Raw genomic sequence first — 16058 nt, 5'->3', positions numbered from 1 at the left:
CCCCCCCCCAATTAACTGCCGTAAACCATTCGATACGCCTCTTCGGGGTCAACGTGTTCTTCTTCGGTTAAGTATCGATAATAGTTTTCATTATAAGCTGCCGCTTCGTCAGCGTTTGCTCTCGCGTCATCGTAATCGTCATTTGTGTACCAAGACATTTGTGTACCCTCCAAAAATAAAAATAGGCTCGTAGCATTTGCTACGAACCTATCAAAAAAGGCTTGTAACGAATGTTACAAACCTATTCTAAATCAACATTTTTGCACCGTACCGCATTTTTAATCTGCTTTTAATTATGTGTTAAGACAGAATACGCACCGTGAAAACTGCGCAAAACGCGCTCGGGCGCACGTCGCCGCCTCGTTCAACCTACGCCCGCAACAAAAAACCGACCGTAAAAACGGAATAAATTATATAATGCGTTCCCACTTAATGCTTTCCGATCGGCTTTTGTTAATGTAAAATTGTTTGACGCACTCGATTGCCTGTTCCAACGTTATAATGTAATGCGCTTCGGTGGCTCGCAGTTTTTTGAAACGCCCCGCCAAAAATTTAACGGACTTATCGTATTTGCCGCGCGAAAACCACGACGGGAAATAGAAGTTGTCGTTATAATACATATCGGCTTTAACATCGTCGTCCGCGTCGTCGTCTGCGCAGTCGTCAAATTCTTCGATACATTCGCCGACTGCGCCGTCATACATGACAAAAGCCAAATCGCCGTTTATTTTAATTTGCATTTGAGGATATTTCTTATTGTTTAACACGATATTCGCAAATCCTTTCCCCGCGCTTTCCCTTATAAGTTTTTCCGCGTCCTCAAAGCTGTCGCAATCTACAACGTTCCCGTGTTTAGTATCGCCGTAAAAAACATTGAGTTTCATAAGTTTTAACCTCATAAATATTATTTTAATTGCACGATATGCAAAAAGAGCGCAAGACGCGCCCTTTCAAGCAGATGGTGGAGATGACCGGAATCGAACCGGTTTCCGACGCGGGTTTGCGGGGACTTCTACAAGTTTAGTTTATCGCTCGGTGTCCGCGCGCAAACCGCGATATACAGAGGTTTGTGCGCGCAAGGTCTTGTTACTCGGTTCGGTTCGACCGCAACCGCGCCGAGGAGCCTACCGTTGAATTACGCTCGCCGCACCGCCGATAGGTAGCGGGGACGAACGCCGCAACTAAATTAAGCTGCGAATGCCATTGCCGGAGCCGCGACGGGAGCCGCGAACTTCATGACTTTGGCGTTTTCGTTTTTGTTGGCAATTATAGCCTTTTGCGTTTTTTAGGTAGACGACCCTACCACTTGCTTTCCGTCGCTACGCCGCGCCGTCGAAGCCTGTACATCCCCATGTACTTTTATTATACACCGTTTTAATCGGATTTGCAACCGTTTGCGCCTTTTGCTTTTTTTCGACCGTTCGCGCCGCGCTCTCGACGCTTTTCGACTTATTTCGACAACCCCCTCACCTCTCCCGAATATTTGCGCAAACTTTTATCACCTTTTTCGACCGTTTGTTCAATCTTTTCTGTCGTTCCGTCGCCGCCTTGTCTACAACATGACAATACCGCTCAACAGTCTTGCCGTTAGCGCCGCCATTGTTTTGGCGGGGGTTTGGCAGTCGTTTTTCATCCACTCGCGCATGATCGACGCTATGCCTGCGGCGGCGAATTTCAAATAGTAATCGCCAAGCATGGGGTCGAACGACGCGGAATTGTGCAATGTTTCCGCCAGCTCGATTTCGACGAACTCCCTTATTTTTTCGGTGATAAACACGTACAAGTCGGGGTCGAAAAATATCAAAGCGAACTCGCGCGTGCACAGTATATAGTCGTACCAATACTGATATATTTTGCGCGCGCCCGACGTCTTAAAGTCGTACTTTTGCATAAACTCGTAAAACACCTGATCGACCAGTCGCTCGACTACCGACGTTTTGGAATCGAAATTCCTATAAAACGTTTTGCGCGCAACGCCCGCTTTTGCGCAAATATCCGTCACCGATATATGCGCGTACGATCGTGTTTCCAAAAGCTCGAACACGGCGGTCGTTATCAAATCCATAGACCGCGCTCTGCCCGCGTTGATTTTGTGTTCGTTCGCGTTCACTTTGCCCCTCCTCCGACGGGCAACACATCGCCCGCCTTATAGCGCCGAATTAAGATTTTGCAATTCGGTTTATATCGAATACAATCAAACATTGTCGCGCCGAGTTTTACCGACAGCACACTCGACAGTCGCATTTTATCTTTACTAATCAAGTGATATTATCACACCAGCCCCGCGTTGCGCAACGTCTTAACAAGTTCGCGCGGGTCGTCGATTATATAGTCGGGATTGAGCGCCGCGAGCGCGGTTCTGTCGCGAAACCCCCAAGAAACAGCCACAACGGGCATGCCGCAATTCTTTGCCGTAGCAATATCGGTTTCGCCGTCGCCGACGTACACCGCGCGCGACTTGTCCGCGTGCAACTCCTCCAACGCCATACAAACCCCGTCGGGCGCGGGTTTGGGACGCACACCCTCGCGCGCGCCGACGACAACATCCACGCTCCCGAAAAACCTGCGTTTAAGAATTTGCGCCGCGCCGTCGTACTTATTCGTTACAATCGCGGATTTAAGTCCGCACGCCGCGACCGCTTGCAACATTTCCGCAACGCCGTCGTAAGGCTTTGTCATATCCGCATTGTGCTTGTCGTAATATTCGGTGAACACCGCAAGACAGGCGTGCGCGAGCGACCTGTCGTCAAACGCGTCCGCCTCGGTCGGGTCTGCGCCCGTCTGCGAAAAATACAGCGCGCGATCAATCAGTTTAGGCACGCCGTTGCCGACATACCGCCTTACCCGTTCTATCGCGAGCGGCGCAAAGCCGAACGCGCCGAGCGCATGATTAACCGCCGCCGTCAAGTCGTCGAGCGTATTCAATAGCGTTCCGTCCAAGTCGAAAATGACCGTGTCAATCTTACACATTATATTCCCGTCGCCGCTCATATTCAGTCCGCCAAAGCCAAAATTTCCGCCGCGTGCGCCGCCGCGCCGCCGTCCGCCCACAGCCCGCGAATACCGAACCGCTCCGCGCCGCGCACGTCGTTTTGCATGTCGTCGCCTATCATAACCGCGTCGCGCTTGTCCAAATCGAACTTATCGAACAGCATTTCGTAAAACGCGGGATCGGGCTTTCTGCACCCGCAGTCCGAACTCAACAGCACGCCGTCCAGCTTGTCCGCCAGCCCGACTTCGGCTATTTCGCCGACGGTGAACGCCGCTTGCGCGTTGCTCAAAAGATAGACCTTTGCGCCGCGCGCGTGCAGACCGTCCAACAACTCCGTCGTACCGTCGAACAGTCGTAACCGCTCTATCGATCCTTTGCGCATAAGGCGCAGGGCGTGCGCCGCGTCCTCGCGCGACAGCTTGCCGCCCACGCTCCGCGCAATGCTCTCGAACTGCGTAACGCAGTCACATTCGGGATACAAAAACTTGTGCTCCGCCGCCTCGCGTTCGTTAAACAACTTCCAATATCTGTCGAATTCGGCGCACAACCGTTTCCAGTCGGTCTTTATGCGCTTGGTCGCAAAAAACTCAACGACGGGCGTCCACGCTTTTTCGCAATGCTCGTCCGTGCGAGTATCGATCAGTGTATTGTAAAGGTCGAATATAAAAGTTTTCATGCCACTATTATATACTCTTTGTAACATTTTTGCAATAGGTTCTTTAATTTTTGTCAAATTCCCGCGTTAATCAACATAATTTAATACCGCCGACGGCGGCTTGCAACGGCTGAATTTCGCACTTTTTCTACTGCGCTTGACAAATTGCGCATTGTGATATATAATGTAAATTAGCTGTTAACTAATCACACAGCTAAACGACATCTATATAAAACATTTAAATAAATAAGGAGAAAGAAAAATGTATTGCACTAAATGCGGCGCGCAAGTGCGTGACGGCGACAAATTTTGTCCGTCGTGTGGCGCGGCTTTAAATTCGTCGCCCGCCTATATCGACCCGTTCGAGCCTCAAACGAATTACAATCCGCCGCCCGTTCAGCAACCGCAAAACCAATGGCAACAGACCGCGCCGACGGAAGAAAATTCCATGGCGATAATCGGATTTATATTTGCGTTCATATTCCCGATAGTCGGTTTAATTCTTTCTATTATGGGACTTAAAAAACGTCAGTACCACGGCTTGGCTGTCGCGGGCGTGGTTATAAGCATCATATCGATTATTATTTACGTTATTGCTGTTATAGTAATAATTGCGACATGGGATCCATACGTATATTATCCGTATTATTAAGCATAATCGGTTAAACAAATAACTCCGTCGGCATCTCTTTCGACGGAGTTTTTTTATGCTTTAAGTTTGAGCGAATTTAAATACGCTTTTGATTCGGGCGACACTCTGTAACTCTCGCGCGCTTTTTGTATTGCCTTATTGTGCACGAAGCGCGGGAACACGGGCGTTTGAAAAAGCGGCAAAGTTTTATCGTAAAACTTAACAAGGCACTCGGCGAGCAACCATGCCGCCGCCATATCGACGTAATAGTCGCCGTACCGCACCGCTTTTAGCGTATTTATGACGAAATCGATACGGTCGGCTGTCAAACAGTCGAACAGGAAAATTATGTATGACCGCACTTCATACTGACCATTGCAATCGAGCAGATACGCAAAGTCGCGCAAAAACTCGTCCTTATCGACCCAGTTTAAACTCGGGATAACGCAGTCGGGGTGCGCCCACGACCCGAACAGCGGAATAATGCGTTTAAGATAATCGCGCGTTTGGGCATAGTCGCCCTTGCCCGCGCAAACAATGCCGCACAGCATTATATCCTCATACGTCTTGTCCGGGTCGGCGAAAAATCCGTTCATAACGTCGTTGCGCTTATCGGCGGGAACAGACTTTGCCAATTTTCTGATTAGCGGAATACGCACGCCGATAGTGCGTTGTTCGCTGTTTACTATTTTAGCATTGAATTCGTTATACTGTTCGTCCGAAGCGGCGTAAAGCTCGGCTTTGAGTTTTAGATAATATTCGTTCATCATAATTTCTCCGTCGTCTTATCATGTTATCGCGCGCGGTGATTTTCGGCGCGAATCGGCTTATGCTTTTTTAAAAAGATTTACGGGCATTATGTTGCGCCTGCCGACGAACACAAGCAAAAAAAACGGAATTTTGCTTAAAGCGTTATCGGGGCAAGTAAACCTCAATCCGTCCGTCCTGTCGAACACGCGTTTGGTCTTTGCCGCGCTCACCGCCGCAAGAACGGCGAATAACGGGATTGTAACGACAATGACGACCGCAGCGATACACACGTCATACACGCGCCGCGCGCCCTCGTCGTACAGATACAGCGTAAGCCCTATTACGACCGCCGCGACGACCAATATCCTCAACCACAAATTTTCCATAACGTTCTCCGCCCGCCGCGGTTATTCTTCCTCTGCCTCGCCGACGGTTATTTTGACTTCCGCCACGCGTTTGGGCGTGGAACGGGTTACGGTGATATGCAGGTTGTGATAATCGAAACTCTCGCCCGCGACGGGGATTTTTTCCATTTGCTCCGTGACCCAGCCGCCGACCGACGCGGACTCGAATTCCTCTTTTACATCCGAACCGATATAGTCGAACACGTCCAACAGCGGCGCGTTGCCCTTGACGACAAACACGTTGTCGTCGGTCTTTTTGATAAACTCCTCGACCTCGTCGTGCTCGTCGTAAATTTCGCCGACAAGCTCTTCGAGTATGTCCTCCATGGTTATAATGCCGCTCGTGCCGCCGTACTCGTCCACGACGACCGCCATGTGGATTTTGCCCTTTTGCATCATGCGCAACGCCGCCGATATTTTCATGTTTTCGGACAGACACACGGTGTTCTGTATGCACGAACGGAAGTTATCCGCGCCGTCGAGCGTGGCTATAAGAAAATCCTTTTCGTGCACAATGCCGACAATCGTGTCGATAGTGCCGCTGTACACGGGCATGCGCGAATAGCTGTTTTCGCGGAACTTTTTGGCAACGACGTCCATGCCGTCCTCGTCCGACACCGCCACCACGCCCACGCGGTGGATCATGATGTCGCCGACGTCCATATCCTCGAACTCAATCGCCGAACGGATAAGTTCGGACTCGTGCTCGTCGATACCGCCCTCGCTGTGCGCCGCCTCGACGTAGGTCAACAGTTCGTCTTCCGTAATGCCCGGGGTCTTTTTGAACTTGAAGATTTTAAGCAACAGTTTTTTCCACTGCGAAAAAATCCACGTGAGCGGAAAGAAAATAACTTCCAAGCCCCAGAGCAAGCCGCTGAACATGCGCGCAAAGCCTTCGGGGTGTTCCTTCGCTATGGTTTTGGGCGTGATTTCGCCGAAAATCAAAACGGCAAGCGTCATTACCACCGTCGAAACGGTGACGCCTTTCGATCCGCCTATAAGTCCCACAAAGAATATAGTCGCAAGCGACGACGCTACGATGTTGACGATGTTGTTGCCGATAAGAATAGTCGTTATCAGCTTGTCGTAACCGTCAACCATCTTGCCGACGCGTTTAGCCCATTTTACTCCGTCGGCTTCGAGCGTGTGAAGCCGAACCCTGTTTACGCTCGTGAAAGCTGTTTCCGACGACGAAAAGAACGCCGAAAGAATTACAAGTACGATTAAAGCCGCTAATATACCTATTTGAGATGGGTCCATGAGGGACTGATTGTTTTCTCCTGAATATTTATTTTTTATCCGTTTATCGCAACGCACGCCGCAGGTATGTAAATATGTAAAGCGTTCGTTTTCCGATAAATGCGCGAGCGTTACGGGGATGTTTACCCGTTTCCGCCGCTTATTGATGATAATTATAACACGGCGATGCGCGTTTGTCAAGACTTTACGCATGCTCTCAATCTATGCACTGCGGCGTGTTTAGGTCGCCCCCCCCCCCCTGATTTTCGCGCTGTTCAGCTCGAACCAGAAAACGGAGCCTTTACCCTGCTCGGACAGCACGCCGAATTGAGCGTCGTGCGCGGCGAGTATGTTTTTGCATATCGACAGACCGAGTCCCGACCCGACGGCGGCGCGCGCCGCGTGCGCGGTGCGGTAATACCTGTCCCAAACCGCATCGATCTCTTGCGGGCTTATGCCCTTGCCGTGATCTTCCACTTCGACGCGCACTTTGTTTTGCGCGTCCGTAACGCGCACGATAATAGTCTTATCGTCGCCGCAATAGTTAATTGCGTTAATGATAAGGTTATACAAAACTTGTTCTATACGCGGTTTGTCGCAGTTGACAATGGCTTTTCTATCGATCTCGCTCAAAAACTTTATACCGTCGCGTTCGCTGTAAATATCGAATTGCATCAGTACGGAACGCGCTATCTGCGAAATGTCGCACGGCTCGAACTTAAACTCGACAACGCCCGATTGAAGTTTGGAATAGTTGAGCATGTCGGCGGTAAGCGCGTCAAGCCGCTCGGTTTCGGAAATTATTACGCCCGCGGTTTTTTTGCGCTTGTCATCGTCAACAGGCATGTCGCGCAACATTTCGGCATACGCGCGGATCATGGTAAGCGGCGTTCTTATATCGTGCGAAACGTTGGCTATAATGTCGCGTTGCAGTTTTTCGGACTTTTCGTACTTGTCCGTCGCGGCATTGAGCGCGGTTGCCAAGCTCTCGAACTCCTCGTACCCGCTTCCCGAAAACATGACGTTTATTTCGCCGTCGGCGAGGCGCTTGGCTTTTTGCGAAAAATCTTTTAGCTGTTTTGTTTGGAACCGCGACACGAAATAGGAAAACACGCACGTAAACACAAGCACGATAAACGTGCACAGGATTAGCATGTACAGTATTTTATTTGTTTGCGGATTGATCACGTCGTAATGCTTTAAAACAAGCATGTACATTATTCCGCCGCTTCCGTCGGCATGTTTTACCTCGTGCCGACTGCCGAAGCATAGGAACACGCCGAGCGAAGTATCCACCTTTTGCGCTTTGCTGTTTTTGGCGAACGTCGCGTTAAAATTGACCGCAATCATAACGGCGTCGAAAACGTCGCTCGATTCGTCGACACCGTTTCCCATGTTGTCCACCGTGATTTCGACTTCCGCATCGCCGTTCTCGTTGAGCGTGAACACCGTAACCGTTACCGAATTGTCGCGCGCGATCTCGGGCAATCGATGCTTGTAAAACAACTGCATGCCGTTGCTGTCCGACTGTTTGGGAAACGCCGACGCGGCTATATGCCCCACGTCCTCTATATCGTGTTTGAGTATAGTGTCGTAAAACCCGTACAGCATGATAAAAAACGCTATCCACAGCACGGCGAGCAGAATAAGCGAAAAAACTATATAGTTAAGGGTCGTGCGGCGCGAAACCGTGTTGATTATTCTTCGGCGCGGTTTTCGGGGCTTGTTACCGCACGCCGCGTCCGCGCTTTGACATGCGGCAACGCCGCTGTCGGCGCAGTCCGAAACGTCCGCGCTTTGCGTTTGTTCCGCAATCGCGGCTTGTCCGTCCGTCGCTGTGTCGCACGCGGTCGAATCGCAGTCGCTATTATCGTTTCGCTCCGAGTTTTTCATGATACATATTAAGTATATCAAATCCGCGCGCGGCTTGTCAACAGTACGGCGTAAAGCCGCGCGACAGCTTGCGCTCGCTGATTTTTTCGCAAAAAAACAGAGCCTGTCGAACAAGCTCTGTTGCGTTTGACTATATATTATCAGTTGCGATTGCCGTTGCGCATAGCGGCGCGCTGTGCTTTATGCGCCTTTCTGCATTCGGGGCAACGCGTCGGTTCGTGCTCGAAGCCTTTTTCGGCATAAAACTCTTGTTCGCCAGCGGTGAACGTAAATTCCTTGCCGCAATCTCTGCACGTCAATACCTTGTCTGTCATAGAGAGCTCACTCCTTTAAAGATTCAACTTTCAAAAACGACAGACAAATGAATTAGGCAACGAGATATGGGGATTATAGACCACAATCGTTTTGTATGCTATTTTCAAAACTTGTACGTATATGATAACACAATAACACGCGCTTGTCAACAGTATTTTCACAATTCACACGCCGCCAAATTCGCTACATTTTGCGCCGAATTTATCTTGCCGCGCATGCCGTGCGCATATCTATAACTCACTCTTGCCCGTCCGCTTCGTCCGCGCCGCCGCCGTCCTCGCTACGCGAAGAACACCGCGCGGGCATGCCCGAACACTGCGCGCAACACCCGCCGCAATGCGATTTATCGGTTTTGCCGTCGCGCTCGGCGCAGTCGCAACAATCGCAACAGCCCTTGCCCTTTACCTTATTATATATAACCGCGGCAACGGCGACCGCAAACGCCGCGCAAAGCGCGACAAGCAAAGCTATTTCCCAACCGCTCACTTCGTTTCGCCTCCGTCGTTTTTAACTTTGCGCCGAGGCAGTTTTATCTTGCCTTTATTGAACAACGCTATTATCGTCACAGCGGCAGCGACGGCGGCGAGCCAAATAAACAGCGTCCACCACCACGCGCCTACGGTGTACACAGCCGCGCTCACCGTGTAGCTCGTGACTATCCAAAACAGCAACGTCATGCGGAACGTGCCCTTTTTAAGCTCGGCTTTTGCCGTTGCGCACGCCGCAAAGCAAGGCACGGTAAGCATGTTGAACGCGATAAAAGCTATCAGCGCGGGCGCGGAAATTCCCGTCGCGGTTATCATTGCAACGGCGGAAGTTATGCCCTCCTCGTCGCCGAGTAACATGTCGCCCGTCGCACCGCCTACGTTCGCGCCCAACGCGATAAGGCACGCGCCCAGCGTTCCGAACGTCGCTATTACGTTTTCTTTGGCGATAAGCCCCGTGAGCGCCGCCACCGCGAACACCCAGCCGTATTCGCCTATCTGCGAGCCGAAGCCGAGCGGCGTAAACAGCGGTTGAACAAGTTTGCCTATCGACGCCAAAATCGACTCGTTCATTTTTTCGTCGGGCAGGTATTGCCACGCGAAGTCGATGTGCGACAACAGCCAAATTACGACCGTCGAAACGAATATGACGGTAAACGCTTTTTTAATAAAGTGCTTTGCCTTATCCCAAAGGTGGAGCATGAGGCTTTTGAACCTCGGACGGCGGTATGCGGGCAATTCCATTATGAACGGCGGAATACTGCCGTGCATGGTCGTGTGCCGCATTAACAGCACCGAAACGATCGCCACGCACACGCCCAAAAGGTACATGCCGTAAGTGATAAACTCCGCGTTGCCCACTCCGAAATATTGACTTATTCCGCCCGCTATAGCCGTGAGTATGGGTAACTTCGCGCCGCACGAAAAGAAGGGGATTACGCGTATCGTCGCAATGCGTTCGTTCTCGTCGGACAGCGTGCGCGTGTTTATCATGGCGGGCACACTGCACCCGAATCCCATGATCATGGGCATGAACGACCGCCCCGACAGTCCGAACCGCCTGAAAATTCTGTCGAGTACAAACGCTATGCGCGCCATATACCCGGTGTCTTCGAGGACGGAAAACCACATAAACAACATAAGTATTTGCGGCAGAAAACCGAGCACGGCAAACAGTCCGCCCAGCACGCCGTCCGCGACCAACCCCGACAGCCATTGCGCGCCTATCGCGCCGCCAATTGCGTCCTGAATCGTAGAGAACAACGTGTCGAACATGTTAAACAGAATTACACCCGGCGAGAACACCGCGCCGTCATAGAATATTCCGACAAAAGTTTGCAGCCCCTCGTTCAGCCCCAGTTTGGACACGGCGGGCAGTCCGCCGCCCAAACTCGCCCACGCGCCTATGTACAAAAAATCCTCGGCAAACGTCACGTGGAACACGGCAAACAATATTACCGCAAAAATGGGCAACGCCCAAATTCGGTGCGTTAACACCCTGTCTATTTTGTCCGAGCGCGAAAACTTTTCCTTTTTTCCGCGCGTGCGCGCGACGGCGAGCTTTGCCACTATGTACTTATATCGCTCGTCCACGACAGCCGCCTCGGTGTCCTCGCCCGCGCCTATCTTTTGCGCAGCCTCTTTCGCGCCCGCGCGCGCAAGCTCCGTTTCGTCGTTTTCAAGTAGCTTGACCGCGTGGAACAGCGGGGATTTTACGCCCTCGCTTTTGTAGAATTCGAGCGCGACGTCCAGCTTGTCGGACAATGCTTTGCCGAGCACCGTAACGCCCGACCGCTCGCGCGGCGCGGACAGCGCGCGCTCCATCATTTTGTCCACGCCCGCGCCTTTAAGCGCGCTTATCGGCACGACAGGCACGCCCAGTTCGGACTCCAACTTACCCGCGTCTATTACGTCGCCGTCGCGCTCGACCACGTCCGTCATGTTAAGCGCGACAAGCACGGGCACGTCCGCTTCGAGTACCTGCGTCGTAAGATATAAGTTGCGTTCCAAATTGGTCGCGTCCACAATATTGATTACCAGATCGGGTTGCCCGTCTATCATAAAATTGCGCGATACCACCTCCTCGGGCGTATACGGCGAAAGCGAATACACCCCCGGGAGATCGACTATTTCGACTTTTTCGGCGGCGCGACTTTTGGTCTTGTACACGCCCTCGCGCTTTTCGACCGTCACCCCCGGCCAGTTGCCCACGTGCGCGGTGCTACCCGTCAACCTGTTAAACAGCGTGGTCTTGCCGCAGTTGGGATTTCCTATCAACGCTATTTTCATTGCTTGCTCCTTTTGATTTTTTAGTCTTGCGGCTTACCGATCACCGCTCGTTTACAGTCATAACGACGCACTCCGCCTCGCTCTTGCGCAATGTCAGTTCGTATCCGCGGACGTTGACTTCTATCGGGTCGCCGAGCGGCGCGACCTTGCGCATGACTATATGCGCCGACGGCGTTATGCCCATGTCGAACAGCCGCCGACGAATTCGCCCCTCGCCCGCAACCGATTTAACGTCGCCTTCGTCGCCCGCTTTAAACTCGGACAGCTTTTTATCCATATGCTTGCCTCCCTGAATATTTATTGCAAACCGCGCGGTTCGCACCCGCTAATTTCAGTTAGCAACAGCTAACCGCACGGCAAATAAAAACGCCCGAAAAAGCGCGCCCGTTATTACAGGGCGAACGCGGGGCGTTTGGTAACGGTGATAGTGCGCGCAAGCTCGTCGTTGACGGCGATACGCGCGTCGTGCACGCGAACAATCATATTGCCCTCGGCAAAGGACAGCGGCGTAAGCTCCGCGCCCGTAGTAATTCCGAGGTCCTGCAAGCGGCGACGGATACTTCCGTCCGCACTCACTCTTACGACCAACACGGATTCGCCCATTGCGGCTTGTGTCAAAGACATAATTACACGCTCCTCATACAGTGTATTTATCGGTTGTTCGCAATATGCAACTTTGGTTAGCAATGAGCAACCGACGCGTTTATTATAGATCTTACTTCTACGCTTTGTCAAGCGAATAGACAAAGATTTTTAAAAAACAATCAAGCAAAAAAACGCCGCACCGAAAAACCGCGCGCACGGTATAGCGCAACGCGGTTTAATAGTTATATTAGGTATCGTCGGACGATTATAAGCAACTGTCAATCGCTATAAGTTACTGCGCCGTTTCGCCCTCGGACTGTTCGTATTCCCGCAATTCCTTTTTATAACGCCGCACTATGAGCACAGCCGTGCGCGCAGTCATGGCGGCAAAGTAAACAAGCGCGCCGACAAGCGAAACCGCCATGCCGACCAGGAAGAAGCCCGAAAACAACGCGACTGTCGCGGACATGAACGCGGCGACATGCGAATACGATCCGACCGCTTTTGCGCTGTCCGAAAACGTGCGGCAAAGCTCGATATTAAGCCGACGGCACACTATCCAACAGATAACGATATTAAGTACAATGACAAGTTCCGCCAACAGTACGGTTAAAATCCAGTCCGCAAAATCGGAAAATATTCGCGCGGTCATGCCGACGAAGTAGCCGTTTTTTATAAACCCGTCCACTTGCGACTGCTTCGCCGCGCGCGACAGAGTTGCGCTCGATTCCACTACGGTATTACCGTCGTAATAAAACCCTATCGTCACGCGCTTGCCGACGTTTGTGACAAACGCGACGGTCGTCATGTCGCCGAATATACACAGGTATTTTTCGCTGTCCGCGACAAACGCGTAGTAGTAGCCGCCCAGCGTGGGAACTTGCTCGCCCGTCGCGCTTTTAATGCCGGGATAGTAATGCTCGACGTACAACGCCCACAGCGCGTTGCGGTAATCGTCAACCGCCGCCGAGCCTTTGCTTTCCTCTATTTTCGCAAGCTCGTCTTTGGCTTTGTCCGTCGCCTTTAAAAATTCAAGATATTCGTCGGCTTGCGCTTGGTCAATCGTTTTGGGCTTGCCGCCGTATCTAACCGCAAACTTATACTGTTTTTTGTCCGCATCCGACAACTCGCGGTACGCCTTGTAGGTTATTTCCGAGCCGTCGCTTTTGCTTACGCAGTACGCGGTAAAATCGTCGTATGCGGACGACGGCGCGGGATCGACAATCAGACCGTAACCGTTTGCGCCGTACTTTTCTTTATCCGCCGCGTTCGCATAGGTGTTGACCGCAACCCGTTCCCCGCCGACGGTGACGACCGCCGCGCCCGTACCGTCGGCGCGCAACGCAATATCGCCGTCTATACACGCGCGGTAAGCAAATTCGCGGAACTGCGCCGCGCTTTTATAGTCCGCGCCGAACAGATAATATCGCCCGACAAACGCGCCGACAAACAGCAAAACCGCGGCAAGCATGCTCGTGATAAGCAGATTGCCTATGCCGTACTCGGTGCTTTCGGCGACGTACTTGTCCGAAAACATCGACAGAAAAAAGCGTTTCAATCGATTTTTCATTGCCGTCCTTATTGTCTTTTGCTATTATCGCGTAGCGGGTGGCGGGTGGTCGCCTTGCCCGACGTCTTTCCGTCACGCAACGGTGATAACGCCGTTTTTAATTATTATAGTCGCTTCCAGTCGAATATCGCGCGACGACGACCCTATAAGTATGCGGAACGCGCCGTCGTTTACGCGCCAACCGTCGTCCGCCGTCGAGTAGTACGAAAACGCGCGACTGTCGAGCTTGATTTCGATTGTTGACGTTTCGCCCGATTTTATTTCCGTTTTTACAAATCCTTTAAGCTCTTTGACGGGGCGGTACACTACGGGCGTAAGCTCGGAAACATACAACTGCGCGACTTCCTTGCCGTCCGTGCCCGACGCATTTTTAACGGAAAACCGCACCGTCGCGTTAAGTCCTTTCGCCTCGATTTTCAGTCCCGAATACTCGAAACTCGAATACGACAGCCCGTGCCCGAACGGGAACGCTATGTTCTGCGGACGGCGGTCGTAATATCTGTAACCCACGTCCAAACCCTCCGCATAGCGCGTAACCGCACAGTCGATATATCCGTCGGCGACGGGAGTAGCTTCGAACCCGACGGGCAACGTTTCGGACAGCTTGCCGCTGGGATTGATATTGCCGCACAGCACGTCGCACAATGCGTCAATGCCGCGCTCGCCGCAAAATCCTACATACACAATGGCTTTTACCTTGTCCGCCCACGCGCTGACGTCTATAGCCGAACCCGCGAACAGCGCGACGACCGTATCGGGATTGACCGCCGCAAGATCGAGAATAGCGCGTTCCTGCGCAACGGGTAGCTTCATTGTAGGGCGGTCAAACGATTCGTACTCGAACGGCGCGCCCGTGCCGACGCAAATAACGCTCGCGTCCGCAATCGCGGCGTTAATTTTGCCAACGTTCGGCTTTGCCGCAAACGCCGCGCCGCTGTTGGAACCGAGAACCTTGTCGTAATGGAACATCGTTTCAAAGCTGACCTCGCCGCCCAGCCGAGCTTTCAACAGCTCCGCCAAGTCCGCCTTTTCGGACAGCGAAACGACGTGCGAGCTTCCGTCGCCCGCTATCATCTTGCGCTCGGGTTTTGCATAGCACCCGCTCACCGCGACCCGCGCGCCGCGTTTTAACGGCAGCAGTCCGTCCTCGTTTTTCAAAAGCACAATGCTTTCCGCCGCGACCTGACGCGCGACGTCCAAACGCTCGTCTACGGTGCGCTTGACGCCCTTGCCCTTTTGCATGTCCTTACAGCGATACGCAAGATTGACGACGCGCGCCGCGCAAGCGTCAATTTGTTCGTCGGATATTGCGCCCGCGTCGTAATCGCTTAACAGTTTTTCATAGTTGTCGCCGTTGTACGGGAATTCTATATCGCAACCCGCTATGGCGGAGGTCGCCCTGTCGCGCACAGCTTCCCAGTCCGAATACATGACGCCGTCAAACCCGAACTCGTCGCGCAAAACGTCGAAGCCCTTTTTGTACTCGCTGGCATACTTGCCGTTAATGCGGTTGTATGCGCTCATCATGGACACGGGCTTGGCTTTACAACCCAGTTCAAACGGCACGTAATATATTTCGCGCAAGGTGCGCTCGTCCACTTCGCTCGACTGCTCGAAACGGTTGTATTCGAGGTTGTTGCAACAAAAATGTTTTAGGCACGCGCCTATGCCGCGCGACTGCACGCCCGCTATGTAACTGCGCGCCATTTCGCCCGCGAGCAACGGGTCTTCCGAAAAATACTCGAAGTTGCGCCCGTTAAGCGGGTGACGTTTTACGTTAGCCGCAGGACCGAGCAAAATATCCGCCTGCCGTTCGTAACAGTCGTCGGCAAGACACTCGCCGACAAGCCGCGCACAATCGACGTTCCACGTGTTGGCGAGCGACTGCGCCGACGGGTACGCGATTGACGGCAATGTCGTCATTTCGCCCTTGTCGTTTTTTACTTCCTTGCGCACGCCGACAGGTCCGTCAGTCACCGCGACGACGGGGATTTTGCCGTCGCAAGAATACGTATACCACAGTCCGTCGGCGCAAATCAAGCGCATTTTTTCGCGCGCGGACAAGTCTTTAATCGTTTTTTTCATGTTCCGTCCTTTTGCTGTTTTGAGTATAACTATACTTAATAATTATACCTGCCGCGCCGTCGATAGTCAATACACGCCGCGCTACCAAAATTCTGTAATTTGCGCGCCTATGAGTTCCACATATTAAAACCGAAAACCGCGCCGTTACGCGCGGCGCGGGTGCTT

General features: G+C 52.3%; 17 protein-coding genes and 1 other RNA gene. 1 reads left to right on the top strand and 17 read right to left on the bottom strand.

Features of this window, described 5'->3' with window-relative positions:
• Positions 1–11 precede the first annotated feature (11 nt).
• From NFR57_RS06580 to NFR57_RS06555, 6 genes are all read right to left on the bottom strand, one after another.
• Positions 12–158: a hypothetical protein gene (locus NFR57_RS06580; protein WP_251183045.1), complete on the bottom strand. Its 147-nt coding sequence runs from the start codon at positions 156–158 to the stop codon at positions 12–14.
• 252 nt (positions 159–410) lie between these two features.
• Positions 411–899 carry a hypothetical protein gene (locus tag NFR57_RS06575; protein ID WP_251183044.1) on the bottom strand — a complete coding sequence of 163 codons (489 nt, stop codon included), beginning with the start codon at positions 897–899 and terminating at the stop codon, positions 411–413.
• Between the two features lie 60 nt (positions 900–959).
• Positions 960–1351: a transfer-messenger RNA gene (ssrA, locus tag NFR57_RS06570) on the bottom strand.
• Positions 1352–1552: 201 nt separating this feature from the next.
• Positions 1553–2110, bottom strand: coding sequence for a TetR/AcrR family transcriptional regulator (locus NFR57_RS06565; protein WP_251183043.1), 558 nt, complete (start codon positions 2108–2110; stop codon positions 1553–1555).
• Positions 2111–2271: 161 nt separating this feature from the next.
• Positions 2272–2991, bottom strand: coding sequence for an HAD family hydrolase (locus tag NFR57_RS06560; protein WP_251183042.1), 720 nt, complete (start codon positions 2989–2991; stop codon positions 2272–2274).
• 2 nt (positions 2992–2993) lie between these two features.
• On the bottom strand, positions 2994–3668 hold the full coding sequence (locus NFR57_RS06555) for an HAD family hydrolase (protein WP_251183041.1): 675 nt from the start codon (positions 3666–3668) through the stop codon (positions 2994–2996).
• Between the two features lie 241 nt (positions 3669–3909).
• Between NFR57_RS06555 and NFR57_RS06550 the strand changes: the two genes are divergently transcribed.
• Complete coding sequence (locus tag NFR57_RS06550) at positions 3910–4299, top strand: zinc ribbon domain-containing protein (RefSeq protein ID WP_251183040.1); 390 nt, start codon at positions 3910–3912, stop codon at positions 4297–4299.
• 53 nt (positions 4300–4352) lie between these two features.
• Here the strand turns inward: NFR57_RS06550 and NFR57_RS06545 are convergent, their stop codons facing one another.
• From NFR57_RS06545 to NFR57_RS06495, 11 genes are all read right to left on the bottom strand, one after another.
• Positions 4353–5048 carry a DNA alkylation repair protein gene (locus tag NFR57_RS06545; RefSeq protein ID WP_251183039.1) on the bottom strand — a complete coding sequence of 232 codons (696 nt, stop codon included), beginning with the start codon at positions 5046–5048 and terminating at the stop codon, positions 4353–4355.
• A gap of 57 nt (positions 5049–5105) precedes the next feature.
• Positions 5106–5414: a hypothetical protein gene (locus tag NFR57_RS06540; RefSeq protein WP_251183038.1), complete on the bottom strand. Its 309-nt coding sequence runs from the start codon at positions 5412–5414 to the stop codon at positions 5106–5108.
• 21 nt (positions 5415–5435) lie between these two features.
• Entirely contained in the window at positions 5436–6692 is a 1257-nt protein-coding gene (locus NFR57_RS06535) for an HlyC/CorC family transporter (RefSeq protein ID WP_251183037.1), read from the bottom strand.
• Positions 6693–6911: 219 nt separating this feature from the next.
• Complete coding sequence (locus tag NFR57_RS06530) at positions 6912–8564, bottom strand: sensor histidine kinase (RefSeq protein WP_251183036.1); 1653 nt, start codon at positions 8562–8564, stop codon at positions 6912–6914.
• Positions 8565–8704: 140 nt separating this feature from the next.
• On the bottom strand, positions 8705–8878 hold the full coding sequence (locus tag NFR57_RS06525; RefSeq protein ID WP_251183035.1) for a zinc-ribbon domain-containing protein: 174 nt from the start codon (positions 8876–8878) through the stop codon (positions 8705–8707).
• A 238-nt stretch (positions 8879–9116) separates the two neighbouring features.
• Positions 9117–9365: a hypothetical protein gene (locus NFR57_RS06520; protein ID WP_251183034.1), complete on the bottom strand. Its 249-nt coding sequence runs from the start codon at positions 9363–9365 to the stop codon at positions 9117–9119.
• On the bottom strand, positions 9362–11653 hold the full coding sequence (gene feoB / locus NFR57_RS06515; RefSeq protein WP_251183033.1) for a ferrous iron transporter B: 2292 nt from the start codon (positions 11651–11653) through the stop codon (positions 9362–9364). Before feoB ends, NFR57_RS06520 begins: the two co-directional genes overlap by 4 nt.
• 40 nt (positions 11654–11693) lie before the next feature.
• A complete protein-coding gene (locus NFR57_RS06510; RefSeq protein ID WP_251183032.1) occupies positions 11694–11930 on the bottom strand; it encodes a FeoA family protein in 237 nt (78 codons plus the stop codon).
• Between the two features lie 113 nt (positions 11931–12043).
• Positions 12044–12277 carry a FeoA family protein gene (locus NFR57_RS06505; RefSeq protein WP_251183031.1) on the bottom strand — a complete coding sequence of 78 codons (234 nt, stop codon included), beginning with the start codon at positions 12275–12277 and terminating at the stop codon, positions 12044–12046.
• Positions 12278–12530: 253 nt separating this feature from the next.
• The gene (locus NFR57_RS06500) at positions 12531–13808 is read right to left on the bottom strand and encodes a hypothetical protein (RefSeq protein WP_251183030.1); all 1278 of its coding nucleotides are present in this window, start codon (positions 13806–13808) and stop codon (positions 12531–12533) included.
• A gap of 72 nt (positions 13809–13880) precedes the next feature.
• Positions 13881–15893: a beta-glucosidase gene (locus NFR57_RS06495; protein WP_251183029.1), complete on the bottom strand. Its 2013-nt coding sequence runs from the start codon at positions 15891–15893 to the stop codon at positions 13881–13883.
• Positions 15894–16058 lie beyond the last annotated feature (165 nt).

This window comes from Anaerocaecibacter muris (assembly GCF_943192945.1).
GTDB classification, from domain to species: Bacteria; Bacillota; Clostridia; order Christensenellales; family Pumilibacteraceae; genus Anaerocaecibacter; species Anaerocaecibacter muris.
This window is presented reverse-complemented; position numbering and strand designations above follow the sequence as displayed.